Genomic DNA, 16,760 nt, shown 5'->3' on the forward strand with positions numbered 1-16,760 from the left:
CGACCAGGAACGCGGAAAGCCCCCATCACCGGGGGCTTTCCTTGATCACCCGTCTTCGGGTTCTTGGCACTCGACCAGGACCTCGGTGTCGTCGGCGGGATCGCAGTCCCAGGCCGCCCACGTGTGCTGTTCGCGATCCCAGTAGGGGCCGGGCTCAGTGAACCCCTCCCCGGCCAGGCGCTCCCGGTACTCCTGGACAGTCTCGTCCTCCCACCGCGGGTGCGTCCTGGCCAGCTCGGCGATCTCCCTGCGCAGTCGCGCCCGGCGCCGTTGGCGGCGCTCCTCCACCTGTTCCTGCCAGATGTGCGCGAGGCCCTGGGCTGCCCGGCGCACGCGCGCGGGAGTGAGGTCCTCAGCGTCGATGGCCTCATCGGGGGTGTCCAGCCACGCACCGCACCTGTGGGCGAGGTCCACTGTTTCCAGGGGGTTGTCGGGGTTGCCCCCGTCCAGGTGCAGCGGGCAGGGCCCGGTGCGCGCCACCGGCTGCCGACAGCGGGGGCACTCGCCGTAGGGGCGGTCGGTCCACAACACCACCGCTGCCAGTGGCAGCGCCATGTAGGCGCTGGTGGCGGTGAGGGCCTCAATGTTGACGTGAGCGGGCAGCGTTGGCCGCACCTGTTCCACCCACACCTGAGGGTCGTCCACAAAGTCCATGCGTTGCTCCCATGGTCGAAGACCGCCGGGATGGTCCCAGCGGTACAACGTGGACAGCCACAGGGCTGTGGAGATCACGACACTACGCACCAGCGCCGACAGTTCCATTCGCCAGCGGGTGCGCGGCCAGCTCTTGCCGCCGCAGTTGTCTCAGACCGCGCGGGAGACGACTCCTCTTGCGGACTGGAGCTTTCCCGGGGAGCGGACATCTTCGCTGCGCCCGGCAGATGTACCGGCGTGGCCGGCGCCGAGCCCTGCGACCACTTGATCAGCACGGTGTGGATGACCAGGCACGGGCCTAGGTGTACTGACCACAGAGGTTAGGTACGCGGGAGGCGGGAGACCACTGCGGCTGTCTGGGCTGCCCTCACCTGCATTGCAGGCGAGGTTTTTGCATGTCAGGAATCTTTCCGGTGGGAACCACAACCAAACTCTAAAGTTCTACTTTACAACTCTAAGTTTGAGCTTTAGAGTTTGAGGTGTCGGAACAACACCACGCCTCGGAAGGACCCCGATGAGCACCCACGTCACCCCCGGCTACACCGAAGACGCCCTGCTGTGGGATCAGGAGAGCGGCACCCTGTCCGCCACCCAGCGCCCCGCTTCCCACGAAAGCCGCACCTTCCGCGTCTCCTGGGGCGTGGACCGCTACCTCGGCCTCCCCGAAGGGCTCCCCGCCTGGGCCGCCAACCGCTACATCGACGCCATCCAGGACCTCACCAACCAGCTCGCCGACCACGCGAGCATGGAGCACGTCCCCTCCGACTTCTACGACACCGGAGACCGCTACGAGATCACCTACACCGGCGGCTACAAGCCGTACATGGACGCGCTGAACAGCCTCTTGGACCACGTGTACGGCGGCGACGATGCCAGCAGGTGGGCACACCAATCCGAAGCCGCAGACGAACTGCGTGCCACCCACGGGAGCAAGCCCAGCGACGACGAGGTCCAGGCCCGCGTCCGCCGGATCTTCACCGACCGCATCCGATCCCTGATCGTGTCCGGTGACGCCTCCTACACCCCGGCCAAGCCGGGCAACCGCTACACCGCTATCCGCCTGGACCTGGACGCCGGCCACCTGTCCGCGCACACCCAGCCCCTGACGAAGGCGGACGAGAACGTGCAGGTGTGGCAGGTCAGCCCGCTCAACTACCGCCAGGCCAACCGGCTCATGCGCCGAATCGGTGCCCGCGCCCTGGCCCTCGCCAACCCCACCGCCCCCGCCGCGTTCGCAGGGGATGCCCGGGAGGCGTTGGAAGGTATCCTCGCGGCCTTCCTGATCAGCGCCGAGCAGGTCACCGCGCACATGGACGAGCACGGCATCAAGGACACCCCGGCCCGCCGGGAGAAGGCGCTCCGCGCGCTCACCGCAGCCCGGTTCCAGAAGTAGAAAGGCAACCGCCCCGGCCGTTACCCGGGGCGGGCGCCCGCCCGCCAGCATCCCACACCAGCGACCCCAGGGAGCAACCCATGACCCCAGATCAGGCCGACGCACAGCAGTACCTCACGGTGAGAGTGGACCGTGCCGGGCTGATGAAACTGCCCGCCGCTGAACGGTTCCGCGCCTGCCAGCAGATCCGTACCCCCTCCACCGCTGACCAGGTGGACGACATCCGCGCCCAGGCCGTCCTGGAGCTGGTCGAGGAGCACGGCAGGGTGCACGGAGCGAACGCGGCCGTGGGCCGCATCATCGGTAAGTCCGGGACGTTCGTGGGCCAGCTCGTCGCCGAAGCCGACCGCGACCGCGAAACCTACGAGAAAACCCGCGCACGCCTGGACCGTGAGGAGGTCGAGGACATCACCGGCGCCCCACAGGCCCGGCTGCGCGCCGTGCACAGCCTCGAATCCGTGATCGACATGTTCCTGTCGCACGCGGTGGCCAGTGCCGAGGCCGACGACTTCGAGGCTGCCTCGGCGGGGGTGCGGATGATCTCCTCCACCGCCGCGGACACGCTGCGCATCCTCCAAGGCGAGGCTGACCAGGAGCGTTTGGGGGAGGCCCACGACATCGAGGAGGGCAACGCACCGCACCAGGAGCACACCTACCGGCTGCTGGTCTCCTACAAGAAGGATGAGACGGGCGGGTGGGTCGAGCACAGCGACCGGGAGTGGGAGGCCTCCAACCTTCTCGCGGTGGAGGAGGTGGCCGAGGACGCCGGGTGGATCATCACAAGCCTCACCGAACGCGGCGGCGAGTCCACCCCGGGCCGGGTGTGGCGGCTGGAGGTGTGGGCCGACCCGACCAGCACCGGCGCCCCCGACGTCGACCACGAGCACGTGGAGCACACCCCCACCGACCAGGAACGCCTCACCTGGGAATTGACCCAGCGGGCCACCGACGAACACGGCAACCTCGACACCGCCGAACTGCGCCGCCTGATGGTCGAGCACCACCAGACCCACGAGAAGGGGGAGAGCGCGTGATCCTGTACCAGGAACTGGAGCGGGCTCAGGCCCCGGTCGGGGACGGACGGATCTGGCGGGACTGGCAGGCAGGGCTCCCCGGCCCGGTCACCCTCAAGGCCATCCACCGTGTGATCCCCGGCGTCTACCACGGTCCGGCGTTCGACGCGGTGTGGATGGTGCTGGCGTTGCAGGCCGCCCTGCCGGGCCGGTTCGCCTACCGGGGCAAGGTGGGCATCGGTGCGGCCGCCGCCCAGTCCGCGAACGAACACCGGGTGCAGAAGATCGTGACCGCGGCCCGCCAGGGCAGGCGTGAGACGTTGCTGAACACCCTGGTGGAGATCGCTAAGACCACCCGCCCGCACGCGGGAGCTGTCCGGTTGGGCATGAAGAACTGGGTTGAGGACACCGCGAACGCCCTGTCCGGGGACCCCGACAAGGTCGCAACGGTCTGCCGCCGGTGGACGGTGGAGTACTCCATGGACATCAACAAACAGCTCGACTCTGACCAAGGCGAAGAGGAAGAGGAGATGGCCGATGCACACGCTTGAGCACCCCATCGCGCAGGTTCCCGGGATCGGCCCCGGTCGACTCCAGGCCGCCCTGGACCTGCCCGCTGATCCTCAGTGGTACATGGACATGGTGCGCCTAGACCCCTCCCCCGCCACCCTGCGCGCCCTCACTCAGGTGGTGGGTAAAGACACCGACCCGGCGGGTTTTGACGCGCTGTGGATGCTGTTGGCCGCGCGCGCCTCCCAGACGGGGTTCGCTGTCTCCGAGAACGGGCTCGCGCTGATACCCGCCATGATGCGGGTCCAGCACGACCGGTCCGGGACCGACCGTGATGACGAGGTGCTGTTGGAGTCGTTCCGGCGAGACGTGGCCACAGGGCGCCGCGAGCGGGTACTGTCCCACATCCGCAAACGCCTCATCGAGGCGCGCCGACTCACCCCACGCTCCCGGGGCGGCGCGCTGCTGATCTCAGCTGATCGGCTCGTGCGCGACACCTACGCCGCCGTTCACCCCGCCCGACAGGTCCGCACGGACTTCACCCGGTTCGGGATCGGCGAGCACTACCGCAACCAGGCATGGCACACGACGCTGAAGGCGGAAAGCGCGTGAGGGAGGAACAGGTCATTGCCCTGAGGAAGGCCCTGTGGCGGGGGTGGACTTCCTCGACCCGCAACCAGGGGTGGTGGCACCAGATCCGTACCCTGCCCCAAGAGGAGTTCTTCCCGGTCGGGCAGCTGCACGCGAGCGCCGAACAGATAGCGGGCGAGGTCGACACCCCCACCTACCTGGTAGCCGCACACCTGCTGGCGTTGGCCTCCTGGCCCTTGGCCGGGCGGCAGAACCCGATCTGGGGGCCGACTATCGGCCATGCCTTGGCCAACACCGCCCAGACCAAGTCCTCAGGGAAGGGCCGCCGCCCTCTGGCGGAACAGTACGTGTACCAACTGGTCGAGCGCCGCCCCCGGGCCGAGGATGTCCTGAATGTGGTCAACCGAGCTGTACGCCACTGCTGGCGCCTTCGGCAACCGGTGCACCTGGCCGACTCAGCTCCCCTACTGGTGGATCTCCTCAACCCCTCAGACCGAGTCCGGTACCAGGCAGCCTTGAACATCGCGCAGGACTACCACGCTCACCAGCCCACGCGCCGCAAGGAGGCCGTGTGATCACCGCGCAAATCCGGGACCGGTTGCTCTCCGAGCTGTCCCGCACAGACTCCGAAACCACCCAGGAAAGGGCTGCCTGGTTTCGCGACCTAGCCCACTTCGGGCCCAACCCCAGCCCGTTCACTCCCACCCCTGGAGCCTTGGCCGCGGCCCGTGTCACCGACACCGACCCCCTGTCCCCCACACACCGAGCGGTGTGGCTGGTACTGGCCTTGGCTTCCCTGCCGAACCCGGTGTTTGGCAAGCCAGCCGGCGGAGTATCAATCGGGGCGTGGACGCGCTGCTTGTGCACTCGGCGGGAAGAGGACGGCAAACCCGCCTTCAGCGACCAGGAGCCCGCCGGGGACCGGTTTCGGGCCATGATGTCCACAGACCAGTCGCTGCCCGGGTACGAGGCGACCATCATCCAGCTGGTCCGGCACGCCACTCCCCCGCTGTGCGCTTCGGATTGTCGCCCGGGCCCGCTCAGACTGGCCGAGGACCTGTGCCGGATCTACACTCCGCAGGCGGAAGATGATGTTCATCCGCCGAGGCGGGATGTGATGGTGAAGTGGGCGGGTGACTTCCACGCGGTGAGAGCCTCCGAGGTGGTGTGACCACAGCCCGGCTGAGAGGCCCTGTGGATAACCACTCAATCGGGAGCTGGGCAGGTACACCCACCTGTGCTTGGAGGAAGACGGGCACGGACCGTCGGTGTGGGCGAAGACGATCACCGCGTGAGCGGCGCGGTTCCGGCCGAGCGCGAAGCCCTGCCCGTGCGCGGCGGCGTACCGATACTGCGGTTCGTGCGCACTACACGGTCGGCGCACGGCCCGATCGTGGAGGTCAACGACACCCGCATGTCCGCGGAAAGGTTCGGGGGCGGAAACCCGCTGAGGCGACACGGCAGCGCTCGGTGAATTAGTACCGCTTCTATGGTCGCTCTGGCCTCAGTGCTGGACAAGCTGATTGCTCGCCTGAGCGAGAACGCCGATACCGGCTGAGGCCAGGTCGCAGGCGTGTGTCGGGCTGCGACCTGGCCTACGGCGGCTGGTAGCCGCTCACAGGTGGGTGCGGTGTTTCTCGGCGCGGGTGATGACCACGGCGGTGGACATGCTGGGGTGGTGCACCGCGCAGCACGCGCCCACCGACACGGCCAACTCGTCAGCGGCCACCGCAGTCGATGGCCACAGAACGGTGCTGATGACGACCGCCCGGCGGGAAGAACCCGCCGACGAAACTTCCCTCGCCCGCAGGGCTGGCGGGCTAGACTCGCGGGCAACGGCCAGCCCCCTGGCCTCCCCGTGTGGCGTGCCTGCGGGAACAGAGCAGCACCACCGGCGCATCGGCGCCGGTGAAGGACACCCCGGGCCCCTTCCGGGAGGTGTCGTGGCGGCCCCGCCTCCGGGGCCGAGGATTGCAACGCACCCTGCGCACCAGGGGCGGCGGGCCGGTGTGCCCGCCGCCCGGCAACGGACTCCTCGGCCGAAAGGGAACGCCCATGGCACCAGCAGAAGAACAGCACGTCCGAACCGCGTTGACCAAACGCGCCGGGGACGGGCGCACCGTGCGGGTGGACGTCGTCCACACCGTCCGCCACAGCGACCTGAGCCGCCAGGATGAGGCGTTCCTCGTCGCCTACCTGGACGGAGACAAGTTGGGAAGCTTCTATGGGCTCTCCCACCCCAAGAACCTGCCTGCGGGGGCGACGGCTTCGCTGGGCAGGGCTGCGTTCAGCGCGGTTGAGGCCGGGCAGATCGAGTCCGTGCTGCGTGCGGTGCGCTCCAGCCTGCCCCCGGACCCGGTGCGGGCCCGGGCCCGGCTGGTGGACGCGGTCAGCGCCGCACGCGATACCGCAGCGGCGGCCGTCGAGTGCGCCCACGACGCCGGAGAGCTGGACCCCTATCTCTCACCCCGGGGCGCATCTGGCCGCCACGAGCAGGCGGTCACCGACGCCGTCCAGGCCCTGGCCGAGTTCGACCGAGAGCATCCTGAGCTGGTGGCGGCCTGGAGCGCCGACGGCAGCAGGACCTCAGGCGGTGGGCGCAACAGTAGTTCGCTGGTCCTGTTCGTGGTGGGTGAGCCAGGTCCGCCACGCTCCCGGGTCGGTGCCCACGCCTTCGGGGATGCCGAGCTGGGCCAGCGCCCCGGGGTAGGCGGCCTCGTAGGCGGCGTTGACGGCACTGGCGTGCTGGGCCGAGCGCAGCAGCCATGGGGCGGGCAGGCGGCGGCACCACAACAGGTCGGGGCGGTCCTGGTCCCAGTGGGCGTCGATGACGCCGCGGGCGATGAGCCCCTCGATCAGGGCCCGGCGGTGGCGGGCCCGCTCGGCCGGGTAGCGGCCCTCCTCCCCGCGCCCCGGCTGGTCCTCGTCGTCCTTGACCAACAGGTACAGGTCCACGACCGGCGACGGGGCACTCTGGGCCAGGTGCGCGGCCACCCACGGCACCCCGGCCGCGCGCAACAGGTGGGTGCGGTGGTTGCCCTCGCTGACCTGGTAGAGGGGTCCGGCCCAGCCGGTGACGCGCTCCAGCTGCATCGGCTCGGCGAACAACCGCTTGGTGAAGGCTCCCAGGTCCTCCCGCGTGGCCAGGTCCTTCAGCACCCGCTCGGGCACTTCGGGACGGGCGCCAAGGCGCCCCCAAACGGGGTAGTGCGTGCCGACGATCAGGCGGGAGGGCACCCACGCGGTGGCCTCCACCCTGGTCTCGGCGTGATCGTGGTATCCCGGCGGCAACTCGGAGGAGAGCCTCAGGGGCAGGCGGCACTGGGGATGCGAGGCCTGGAGCGCCGCGGCCTGCTCGCCCCACCAGGCCCCCAGGTCCTGGACGCCGGCCACGCGGGCGCGCAGGCGGTCGCAGGCGGCCAGGAACTTTGTGTAGGCGGGCTCGGACTCATCAAGCAGGTTTTCGACCAGGGCGGGGTCGATGAGGGGCTCCTTTTCGGCGGCCTCGGCCACTGGCCGTGCGGCGGCGGGCCGGTCCGGCACCACCCGGTTGCCTGGCCCGGCGAACAGGGCCGCCGAGCGCACCGCGGCCGCCAGGGTGGGGGCCTGCCCTCGGGCCCGGACCACCCCCGCGCGCCCCTCGCCCTCCGGGGGGCGTAGCCAGAACAGGCCATCGGTGCGGTAGTCCAGGCGCCACACCGGTGCCCCAGCCGCGGCCGGCATCGGCGGTGTGGTGGCCTGTACTGCGGCGTCCACCCGCTCGGCGCGCAGCACCCGCAGCGCGCGGTCGATCTCGGCCGCCGAGGCCCCCGCCCCCACCAGCTCGCGCACACACTGTTCCCGGCAGGCCTCGGTGAGGACCGCGACCAGGTGCTGGGCCCTGCTGCGGGCCTGTTCCACCTGCTCCACCAGACCAGGCACGCTCACACCCCCGGGGTCCGCGGCCGCGCGGGCGCGCAGCTGCTCCAGCATCTGTGCGGTGGTCTCCAGCTCGGCGCGGGCCGCCTCCAGGTCCAGGTGCGCGCCGGTGGAAGGCTCGACCGGGGTGGTGGTGTGGTCGGGGGCGGTGACCAGGTGTTGGGCCAGCGGCCACCGCTCAACGGCCGGGATTCTGGGGGCCAGGGCCGTGATGATGTCGACGGCGGCCGCGGCCAGCGTCCGGCGCGGGTGCGCGATGCGGCGCACCGCGTGGGAGGGGGTCAGGCACAGGTGTTGCACACCTGCGCCGCACACGGGGCAGGAGATCGCCAGGGGGTAGACCATGGAACCCACCCTAGGACCGCCCCGCGCTCGAGTTCGCAGGCACTGGGAGGACGGCGGTCCAGGCGTTGGTCGGCCGTTCTGTCCCCGGCCGGGGATAAGCTCAAGGCCTGCGGCACCGACTGCGTTGTCGCACCGCTCCAGCGCCAACGCTGGCGCTCATCATCGGCCCTTCGAGGGGTCCGCCTGCTCAGCCCGCACCCGGGCAGAGCCTTGCCGCGCCCTCGAATGGAGACCACGATGCCCTTCACCGTCGACACCGCCCTGGTCCGGTACGCCTTCGCCGACTCCCCGACCCCGCTACATGAGCCCCCGACGCTGGGGCACCTCGTCCGTGTGGACCTGGCCCGTGAGCGCATCAGCGCCCAGCTCGCCTTTCCTGAGAACCTGACCGGTCACCACGCCCACGGGCTCGCCCCAGTCCCCCCGCCGCGCCCGGGAAAACCGCTCTCCCGGGACTTCGCGCTGGCCCTGCCGCCCGCTCCCGCCGATGCTGTGGAGGCGTGGCTGACGGGGGTGCTCGCTCCCCTGGCGGACACGATCCGCACCGGCACCTTCTGGGCCGGGCCGATCAACCCGCACGCCGACCAGCCCCTACAGCGGCTCGTGGACGGGTTCACCCCGCAGGCCACCGCCGCCCTGGCCGAGCTGGCCCACGCCCAGAGCGCAGCCTGGGAGCAGGGCCTGGCCACCACGGTGGGCGTGCCACAGCCCTGGCGGGCCTACACCTGGTGCCACGCCCGCCTACATCAGGGCGACGAGGGGCAGCACGGGCTACTGGGCGGGTTCACGGTTGACGGTGCCCGTTACCTGCGCGACCTGGGCGGGAGCATCCGGCAGTGGTGGCCCGGCACAGCAGCGGAGCTGGCGCATCTGCTGGTGGAGACCACACCCCAGTGGGCGCACCGGCCACATCGAGCCCACCGCAACCGGGGCCTGGCCGTGCTGGTCTGGGACCAGGGCGACCTGATGCTCGAGGTGAGCGACATCCGCGACGGATCCGCTCCCCCGCCGAACGCGGTGGCCCAAGCCGTGGTGGAACCGAACTCAGCCCGGTGAACCCCCGGCCCAGCGCAGCAGAGTGCGGGCGATCTGGTGTTGTCCGGGGGCGCCGTGCTCGTACACGGTCAACGCCACCTCGGCGCCGGTGTCTTGTCAGGTCAATACAGCTAGGGCGTACCTACGTCACTGCCCTCCCCACGTCGAAGTCCAACCCGGGTAGCACCACCAACCCGTCAGCGTGTTCGCCGACCACGTCGGGGGAGGGTGATAGCGGTCGAGGACACCTGGGGAAGGGCTCGGTGACCGGGCGGTGCAGCGACGCCCACCCGGCGCTGCCGTGGGTCAGCACGGTGACACGGTCGCCGACCGGTAGGGCCCAAGCTGGGGTCGTGCCCAGCACCGGGCCGAATCCGGCTGCGAGGTGGATGAACGGTTCGCCTTTGTACAGATGGACCAGCACGAGCAGGGCTTGTTGCGCCGGGGTCAGGCGTCACCACCGGGAGTGGGTCTGCTTGCGGTGGGCACGGATGGTGCGGGTGGCGAGGTTGAGGGTGCGGCGTGACAACGCCAGCGTGGCAGGGTAGGACAGCAAGAAGCCTCTGGTGCTGGTTTTCTTGGTCGTTAGCTCCTCTACCAGGGGCTTCTTGCTGTTCAGAAGAGGCCTGGAGAGACCAGTAAGGGGCTGTGAACTGCACCTTCAAGATGAAAACGGCTCACGTGCGCCACGAGGCGCTGTTCAAACACATATCCGAGTGGAGGTGAAAGCAACTCCGCCGCCTTCTCGTCGTAGCGAGAAGGTGAAGCAAGGGGCAGTCTGAAGCGGAGATCGCCGCCAAGGACGGGAAGCAGCCCTGACAATGCCTGGATGGCCCAGTACTACCGGATGGGTCATGCCGCGGTTAGCGAGATGGGACGGTATACGAAAGGAACCGGTGCCATAAAACCCCCTAATTTTTCGCCAGCTCTAACCCGGTGGATCCGGGCTGGAAAGCAGTGCGCATCCACCAACGGAGAGGACCATAGTTCTCTCTCGTGGTGGAAAACTCCCGAGCCGGTATGTGAGATCTGGCAGGGAGGCCCTGGTGAAGGTCTACGGCGTAACCAGGGCGATACTGCGGGGGTAAAGCCGGGTACCTCGCCCGTCGATCGGAGAACAGCGAACGTGGGAACCACCGGTCCTCACTCCCTTCCCTTCTCGATGCCATCGAGAAAGGAAAGGATAGGTGCGATGCTCACCGAAGAAGGCCAGTGGGGCGGAGACGCCGTAGTAGTCCGAGACCGGGAAAGCCGGTCACATGGCGAAGGGCGGCAGCGATTCCAAGGAGAACACAGGTGAATGCAAGATCCGAAGACGCACCGGTGAACACCGGAGCTTCGATCGTATGGCCGGATTCCGATACCGCCTACTTTCGGGTACGGAAGATGCAGACCAAACTCCATCAATGGGCGAAGGAGGATTCTTCACGCAGGTTCGATGACGTATTCAACCTGGTCTATGATCCGGCGTTCCTGGTCGATGCGTTCGAACGCACCGCCCGGAACAAAGGTGCCAGGACAGCAGGAGTCGACGGGGTCACCGTGCACATGGTCCGATCCCGTATCGGAAGGGATGCGTTCCTCCAACAGGTGCGCGACCTGCTCAAAAGCGGGGAATTCCGACCCAGTGAAGTACGTCGGGTGGCGATCCCCAAAGCGGGCGGGAAGCTGCGCAAGCTGGGGATCCCCACCGTGATCGACAGAGTGGTTCAGGCATCACTGAAAGCGGTGCTGGAACCGGTCTTCGAGGCGGACTTCCTTCCCTGCTCCTATGGTTTTCGGCCCAACCGGCGCGCTCAGGACGCGATCGCCGAGATCCACAGCCTCGCCTCACCGGTGAAGAACCACCACTGGGTTCTGGAAGCCGACATCAAAGCGTGCTTCGACGAGATCGATCACACCTCTTTGATGGATAGGGTGAGAGGACGGGTCAAGGACAAGCGGACCAACGCGCTGGTGAAATCGTTCTTGAAATCCGGCGTGATGACACAGTCCGGGAATCGAGAGGAGACCATCACCGGGACGCCGCAAGGCGGAATCCTGTCACCGTTGCTGGCCAACATCGCGTTGTCAGCACTGGACGAATACATCGCAGCGCAATGGGAAACCAGTGCATACCGTAGACGTGTTCGTCGCCAGAAGGGAATCGGTAACTGGAAACTGGTTCGTTACGCTGATGACTTCGTCATCATGGTGCAAGGGAGCCGTGACCGGGCCGAGGTCTTGAAAGAAGAGGTGAGCCAGGTACTGACCCCGTTAGGGCTGCGCTTGGCCGAGGAGAAAACCGGGGTTGTCCATATCGACCAGGGGTTCGATTTCCTCGGGTTTCATATTCGCCGCAGGGTGAAGAGAGGGACCCGACGTCGGTACGTCTACACCATCCCGTCTAAGAAATCCGTTCAGGCGATCAAGGACGGGGTGCGGCGGGCAACGAACAGACCCACCCGGAACACGGCCACCGAACGCAAGATCGCGGAGGTGGACACGATGGTTCGGGGGTGGGCGAACTACTTCCGTCATGGTGTGTCCAAGAAGATGTTCTCCACTGTGGATTCCTTTTCCTGGTGGAGGTTGTCTTCTTGGATCCGCCGCAAGCACTCCAATATTGGTCTGCGTGAGTTGAGGCGGCGGTTCACCGATCGTGGGTGGCGGCTCGCCTATCAGGGATCTGTTTTCCGTGGCGCATCCAACGTCACGGTGTCCCGGTATCGGTTCAGGGGGTATTCGATTCCCACCCCGTGGACCACACGACCTGCAACCTGTTGAGGAACCGTGGAGAGCCCGTTGCGTTGAAAGGCGCACGGCGGGTTCGGAGGGCGGGCCGTGGAAACCTGTCGTGAGTGATCACGGTAAGGCGCCACGGTCCGACCCTACTGTCAGCATCCGCAGTTGCCTTGTTTCGTTTCCGAAGCCGGTCCAGCGCCACCCAGATCACCATGACCAGCAGGCTCACACCCACCGTGGCATCTGCGGTCTCCGCAGGCGGCCAGACCCCGGTCACCGTGCGGTACGCGGCCACCATCACCATGACCGCAGCGCAGACCCCGGCGAGCACCTCGATGATCGGGTTCTTGGCATGGACGAACCACACGCCGAATGCGATCCCCACGATGGCCATGCCTACGACCACAGCTGATTCGGGAACCCCCGTCGACATGGGGTCAATCATTGCGCCTCTGTACGTTCCCATTTGAAATACCTATCACTCGCCCTTCCAAATGGGAACGGACTCAAGTACCTGACCGAACCCGAACGGGCCCTGCCGCCCGACGGCGGTCGACAGAGGCGAGACGAGGACTGGCGAGGGCGCGAACCCTCCCGAGAGGGCAGCAGGATGGCTGTTCGACCGTATGCATGAAGGCCTCGCGGGTGACACGACCCACCCGTTGTGGAACGCGCTACTCGAGACCATCGAAACGATGCCCGAGGGCGACCAGCTCCGATGACAGCGCAGCAGGATCGCCAAATTGAGACGCATAGCCTTCCCCAGCTGGCCACCGGGCGAGGACGATGGGCGGCTGAGGGCGGGAGCATGATACCGACGACTAATCTCGCCGCCGGTGCCAGCTTCGTCGCAGGAGCAGTGCTGTTCCGATGAGGTGTTTCGTGCGTCTTTGGCACGCGGATCCATCCGGGATTTTCGGCACGGGCCGGGGTCACTACTGGCTGCGAGTTCAGCAACGGCACCGTGGTCCTGCACTGGCTTGGCGAGCACTCGTCCACGACGGCCCGGCAGTCCACTACCAGCGTCATCGCCGTCAACGGGCACCAAACCGCGCCGGACGCGGCGGCAGTGAAGAAGAGTCCCGGGCCCACCCCCTGGACTCTTCTTCACTTTCACCCATGTATTGATTCGTCTTTTAATCACTACTCTTAGTCATCCATCAGATAGACTCGAACTGGTGAGCTAGTCATCTATTCGACAGGAGGCAGCATGACTGTCGGGATCTTGATGGAGAAGCCGTCTGCGGCGCGCAACGGGAGCAAGGCGTGGGGCGGGACGAAGGGCACTTTCGATGGCGAGCAGTACGTCATCGCCCACGCCAGGGGGCACCTCTACGAGTTCGCCGCCCCGGACAAGATGGTCGACCCGTCGCTGGCCGGCAAGTACAAGAACTGGGACCTGACCAACCTCCCTTGGGATCTCCGCGACTTTTCCTGGGCCAACGAACCGATCAAGGACACCGCCCAGGTCCGCAACAACGTCAAGCAGGCCCTGTCGGGCTGCGAGGAGATCGCCATCGCCACGGACTGGGACGAGTCGGGCGAGGGCGACGCCATCGCCATCAACGCGCTCGTCGAGCTAGGGCTGACCGACAAGAAGATCTCGCGGCTGCACTTCACCGACGAGTCGGAGAAGTCCCTGCAGCAGGCGTTCAAGGACCGCCGGCCGGTGCAGTCGGTGCACGAGCACCCGGCGTTCAAGAAGGCCCGCTTCCGCTCAATGTTCGACTTCGCCTCGATGCAGTGGTCGCGGGCGGCGACGATCATGGCCCGCCAGTCCGGCCAGGACACGGTTCTGCGCCAGGGGCGGCTGAAGTCGGCGATGGTCAAGCTCGTCGGTGACCAGCTCAAGGCCTACAACGACTACGTGAAGCAGCCGTTCTTCCAGAACCGCTTCCGCGACGAGAACGCCGTTGTCTACACCAACCCGGACGAGCCGCGCTTCGACAGGGCCAACCAAGTGCCGCAGGAGTACACCGCATCGCCGGTGGTCAGGGACAGCGTGGAGATGAGACGGACGGCTCCCCCGAAGCTGCTCGACCTCGCGGCGCTGTCGTCGATGCTCGTGAACAAGGGTGTGAAGGCCCAGCTCACGCTCAAGACCTACCAGGCGATGTACGAGCAGCAGGTCGTGTCCTACCCGCGCACCGAGGACAAGACGATCACCCCGCAGCAGCACGCCGAGCTCGCGCCGTTGGCCGACCGGATCGCCGCGGTGGCGGGCGTGGATACCAAGCACCTAACCCACCGCGAGCCGAGGAAAACCCACGTCAAGCCGGTCGGCGCGCACGGCGCGAACCGCCCCGGCCCGAACGTGCCCTCCTCCCTCGATGACGTCGAGCAGCGTTTCGGGACCGCCGGCCGCATCATCTATCAGACGCTGGCGAAGAACTATCTGGCCATGCTTGCCGCTGACTACGAGTACGAACAGCACAAGGGCCACGTCGAGAAGTACCCCGACTTCAAAGGCCTCGCCAACGTGCCGAAGAAGATGGGCTGGAAGTTGGTCTTCGACCCCGACGCCGGGGACGAGGATACGGCCAGCGACGAGAACGAGTCCGCTCATGGCCTGGGCACCGGCGCCGAGCCGTACGTGCACGAGGGCGCGAACAAGCGCCCGGAGCACCCGAGCATGAAGTGGCTGATGAAGCAGCTTGAGAAGAGGGACGTCGGCACCGGCGCAACGCGGACGAGCACCTACTCCGAGGTCACCAACGCCAAGGCGAAGAACCCGCTGCTCGTCGAGAAAGGCAAGAAGCTCACCCTGGCCTCGGCTGGCGAGATGAGCTGGCTGCTGTTGCCTGGCACCCGCATCGGCGACCTGTCGCTGACCGAGCAGATCTACGCCGACATGCGCGCCGTCGCCGAGGGCAGCGCTGATCCCGACCAACTGCTGACCCGGGTCGCCGACTGGGTCCGCGAGGACATCGAGGTGATGACGAGGAACGCTGACGCCATGCGTGCGACGCTCGGCCTGGCCAAGACCGAGGTGTCCGCCCGCGCCGAGGGCGTGTGGGCCGCCGCGCCCGATGGGGCGAAGAAGGTCTCGTTCAAGAAGGTCTGGGCCGGCCACGAGTTCACCGATGACGAGATCGGCCGCCTGCTGGCCGGTGAGGAGATCGCCTTCGAGGCGACGTCCAAGGCTGGCAAGTCCTTCTCGGCCAAGGGCAGGCTCGGGGTCAGCGAGTTCAAGGGTCGACGCTACGTAGGCTTCCAGCTCGAGGTCCCCGACCGCCCCGAGGCTTGGTGCAAACGTTCGTTCTCCGAGGACGAGAAGCAGGCCTTGGAGGCCGGTGAGATCCTCGAGCTCGACGGCTTCGTCTCCAAGAACGGCAAGACCTTTCCCGCGAAGGTGAGCTGGGACGCGAAGGCCAAGCGGATCGTCCCCCACTTCGACGACAAGAAGTCCAAGCCGCGGGCGAAGGCGCGCGTCTGATCTAGTGACCGCTCGAGGCTGCTGGCCGCCCGGACGACTCGTCCAGGCGGCCAAACTCGTTTCAATGGTCCGCGAATAGCCATGAATCACCAATCAATACGATACGGTTACCCTATAGATCATTCATCTATGAAGTCATTAGAATAATCGAGTAATAGATGATGGAGAGGTGAGCGGGCGGATGCGAACGATCACTGAGCCGACGGCGGGAGTGGGTGCGCGGCATGCCTGAAGTCAAGAGTGCGTACAAGGTCCCGGTCAGCCTGGCCAAGGGCTTGCCGGACCATGAGATCGGTCTCGGCGGCAACAGCTGGCAGATGCGGCCGATGCCGATCAAACAGATCGGCTTCTTCCTAGGCGGGAGTATCGTCGTCGCCTGGTGCGCGACCTCGACCTTCATCGCCGACTCCGGCGCGAAGTTCATCGCGCTCTTCGTCTTGTGGTCGGTTGTCTTCGTCCTCTACATGGGTCAGCTGACCAAGACCGAGGAGCTGCGGATCACAACCGTGCCGCCGCTGCTGGCCTACCTGCCGAAGTCGGCGCGCCGGGTCTTCACCAGGCGGGACTCGAACCCATCGGGCTTCTACTCGATTGTCGGCATCGAATCGATCGACAAGGACGGCCGGATCTACTACTCCGACGGTGGGCAGGGACAGGTCTACCTCGTCGTCGGGTCAGCGAGCTACCTGCTCTTCGACGAGGACCGTGTCGGGATCCTCAAGCGCAACGACGACTTCTGGAAGAAGGTCGAGACGACCTGCGAGCACGTCTTCATCACGACGAAGGAACCGCAGCGGATCTACCACCAGGTGGCGAATCTCGAGCGACGCAACCGGGCCTTGGAGGTCCGGGACCCCGATCTCATCGAGCTGCAGAACGAGCAGTACGACATCCTCACCCAGCACGTCGGTGGCAAGTTCGCATCAATTCACCAGTACCTGCTGCTCAAGGGCAAGAGCGAGGATGCGTTGCGTCGCGGGCACACGATCCTTCGGGCCGAGGTAGAGAACAGCGATCTGATGATCAAGGAGGCCACGATGCTCGATCGCGAAGAGACCCAGCCGATGCTGCGGGTCTTCTACTCCGGCATCGATGATCAGCTCAACCCCACCGTGACCTGAGCGAGCTTCCTCCTCCCCAA

Annotated in this window: 14 protein-coding genes; 11 read left to right on the forward strand and 3 right to left on the reverse strand. The window is 66.9% G+C overall.

Features of this window, described 5'->3' with window-relative positions:
• Positions 1 to 45: 45 nt before the first annotated feature.
• Positions 46 to 654 carry a hypothetical protein gene (locus tag HNR07_RS12840; protein WP_184365188.1) on the reverse strand — a complete coding sequence of 203 codons (609 nt, stop codon included), beginning with the start codon at positions 652 to 654 and terminating at the stop codon, positions 46 to 48.
• A gap of 514 nt (positions 655 to 1,168) precedes the next feature.
• Between HNR07_RS12840 and HNR07_RS12845 the strand changes: the two genes are divergently transcribed.
• The 7 genes from HNR07_RS12845 to HNR07_RS12875 all read left to right on the forward strand — a co-directional run bounded on the left by HNR07_RS12845 (position 1,169) and on the right by HNR07_RS12875 (position 5,635).
• A complete protein-coding gene (locus HNR07_RS12845; RefSeq protein ID WP_184365189.1) occupies positions 1,169 to 2,047 on the forward strand; it encodes a hypothetical protein in 879 nt (292 codons plus the stop codon).
• A gap of 80 nt (positions 2,048 to 2,127) precedes the next feature.
• The gene (locus HNR07_RS12850; RefSeq protein ID WP_184365190.1) at positions 2,128 to 3,081 is read left to right on the forward strand and encodes a hypothetical protein; all 954 of its coding nucleotides are present in this window, start codon (positions 2,128 to 2,130) and stop codon (positions 3,079 to 3,081) included.
• A complete protein-coding gene (locus HNR07_RS12855; RefSeq protein WP_184365191.1) occupies positions 3,078 to 3,611 on the forward strand; it encodes a hypothetical protein in 534 nt (177 codons plus the stop codon). Before HNR07_RS12850 ends, HNR07_RS12855 begins: the two co-directional genes overlap by 4 nt.
• Positions 3,598 to 4,182: a hypothetical protein gene (locus HNR07_RS12860; RefSeq protein WP_184365192.1), complete on the forward strand. Its 585-nt coding sequence runs from the start codon at positions 3,598 to 3,600 to the stop codon at positions 4,180 to 4,182. Before HNR07_RS12855 ends, HNR07_RS12860 begins: the two co-directional genes overlap by 14 nt.
• Positions 4,179 to 4,736, forward strand: a complete 558-nt coding sequence (locus HNR07_RS12865; RefSeq protein ID WP_184365193.1) for a hypothetical protein — start codon at positions 4,179 to 4,181, stop codon at positions 4,734 to 4,736. Before HNR07_RS12860 ends, HNR07_RS12865 begins: the two co-directional genes overlap by 4 nt.
• A 284-nt stretch (positions 4,737 to 5,020) precedes the next feature.
• Complete coding sequence (locus HNR07_RS12870; RefSeq protein ID WP_184365194.1) at positions 5,021 to 5,332, forward strand: hypothetical protein; 312 nt, start codon at positions 5,021 to 5,023, stop codon at positions 5,330 to 5,332.
• A 99-nt stretch (positions 5,333 to 5,431) separates the two neighbouring features.
• A complete protein-coding gene (locus tag HNR07_RS12875) occupies positions 5,432 to 5,635 on the forward strand; it encodes a UTRA domain-containing protein (protein ID WP_221318796.1) in 204 nt (67 codons plus the stop codon).
• Between the two features lie 1,112 nt (positions 5,636 to 6,747).
• On the opposite strand, the gene HNR07_RS12880 is transcribed toward HNR07_RS12875, so the two are convergent.
• Positions 6,748 to 8,424, reverse strand: a complete 1,677-nt coding sequence (locus tag HNR07_RS12880; protein ID WP_184365196.1) for a zinc finger domain-containing protein — start codon at positions 8,422 to 8,424, stop codon at positions 6,748 to 6,750.
• 237 nt (positions 8,425 to 8,661) lie between these two features.
• Between HNR07_RS12880 and HNR07_RS12885 the strand changes: the two genes are divergently transcribed.
• Both HNR07_RS12885 and ltrA read left to right on the forward strand, forming a co-directional pair.
• Entirely contained in the window at positions 8,662 to 9,480 is an 819-nt protein-coding gene (locus HNR07_RS12885) for a hypothetical protein (RefSeq protein WP_184365197.1), read from the forward strand.
• 1,275 nt (positions 9,481 to 10,755) lie between these two features.
• Positions 10,756 to 12,225, forward strand: coding sequence for a group II intron reverse transcriptase/maturase (gene ltrA, locus HNR07_RS12895; protein WP_221318691.1), 1,470 nt, complete (start codon positions 10,756 to 10,758; stop codon positions 12,223 to 12,225).
• Here the strand turns inward: ltrA and HNR07_RS12900 are convergent.
• Positions 12,173 to 12,628 carry a hypothetical protein gene (locus HNR07_RS12900; protein ID WP_184365198.1) on the reverse strand — a complete coding sequence of 152 codons (456 nt, stop codon included), beginning with the start codon at positions 12,626 to 12,628 and terminating at the stop codon, positions 12,173 to 12,175. The genes ltrA and HNR07_RS12900 overlap by 53 nt on opposite strands.
• A 765-nt stretch (positions 12,629 to 13,393) precedes the next feature.
• Between HNR07_RS12900 and HNR07_RS12905 the strand changes: the two genes are divergently transcribed.
• Both HNR07_RS12905 and HNR07_RS12910 read left to right on the forward strand, forming a co-directional pair.
• The gene (locus HNR07_RS12905) at positions 13,394 to 15,619 is read left to right on the forward strand and encodes a DNA topoisomerase (RefSeq protein WP_184365199.1); all 2,226 of its coding nucleotides are present in this window, start codon (positions 13,394 to 13,396) and stop codon (positions 15,617 to 15,619) included.
• 224 nt (positions 15,620 to 15,843) lie between these two features.
• The gene (locus tag HNR07_RS12910; protein WP_184365200.1) at positions 15,844 to 16,740 is read left to right on the forward strand and encodes a hypothetical protein; all 897 of its coding nucleotides are present in this window, start codon (positions 15,844 to 15,846) and stop codon (positions 16,738 to 16,740) included.
• Positions 16,741 to 16,760 lie beyond the last annotated feature (20 nt).

It is taken from the genome of Nocardiopsis metallicus, assembly GCF_014201115.1.
Lineage (GTDB): Bacteria > Actinomycetota > Actinomycetes > Streptosporangiales > Streptosporangiaceae > Nocardiopsis > Nocardiopsis metallicus.